1 protein-coding gene is annotated in these 1,078 nt (G+C 65.8%); it reads right to left on the reverse strand.

Translation table 11 applies throughout. The features are described from left to right. Nucleotides 1-1,078, reverse strand: a 1,078-nt coding sequence (locus D3260_RS17065) for an ABC transporter ATP-binding protein (RefSeq protein ID WP_147418252.1), incomplete at both ends; no start/stop codon positions are given.

The following is a 1,078-nucleotide window of genomic DNA, read 5'->3' on the forward strand; positions in this document are numbered from 1 at the left end:
CAGCCGCGATATCGATGCCGACCAGCGCCTTCTCGTCGTTCGTATCGAACAGATAGAGCTTGTCGGCCGCGCAGCCCAGCGTGACGCTCTCACCCATCGCCACCGACTGGTGCGGCTCGATCTGGGCCGTGACCCGCGTCTGGCCTACCCGGACCTGGATCAGCGTCAGTGCCCCGAGCGGCTCGACGACTTCCACTTCCCCGGACAGCTGCTGGACGGCATCGTCGGCCCCGGCGAGATGCAGATGTTCCGGCCGGATACCGATCGTCAGCCGCTCGCGATCGCCCGCCGCGGCTCGGCGCGTGGCATCCAGGCCCAGGGTGAAACCCGGGCCGCTGGCCCGGTCGTCGCGACGCTCGGCCGCCAGAACGTTCATCGACGGCGTCCCGATGAAGCCGCCGACGAAGACGTTGGCCGGCTGCTGGTAGAGGTTGTTGGGTGTGTCGATCTGCTGGACGATGCCGTCCTTCATCACGGCGATCCGCTGGCCCATGGTCATGGCTTCGGTCTGGTCGTGGGTGACGTAGAACGTGGTCACGCCCAGCTTGCGGTGCAGTTTGATGATTTCGGCCCGCATGTCCACGCGCAGCTTGGCGTCCAGGTTGGACAGCGGTTCGTCCATGAGAAAGACCTGGGGCTGACGCACGATGGCCCGGCCCAGGGCCACGCGCTGGCGCTGCCCGCCGGACAGGGCCCGCGGCTTGCGATCCAGCAGGTCGGTGATGCCGAGCACATCGGCCGCATCCTCGACCCGTTTTCTGATGTCGGCCTTGTCGTATTTCTTGAGCTTGAGCGAGAAGGCCATGTTGTCCCGCACGCTCATGTGCGGATACAGCGCATAGCTCTGGAAGACCATGGCGATGTCGCGATCCTTCGGGGCCACGCCCGTGACGTCGCGACCGCCGATCTCGATGGTGCCTTCGGTGTGTTCCTCGAGCCCGGCGATCATGCGCATGGTCGTGGTCTTGCCACAGCCCGACGGGCCCACCAGTACGATGAATTCGCCGTCCTCGGTGGTCAGATTGAAATCGGTCACCGCCAGCGAGTCCGCGCCCGGATAGCGCTTGCCGAGGTTGTT

Origin of the sequence: Salinisphaera sp. Q1T1-3 (genome assembly GCF_003602005.1) — a bacterium.
GTDB lineage: Bacteria > Pseudomonadota > Gammaproteobacteria > Nevskiales > Salinisphaeraceae > Salinisphaera.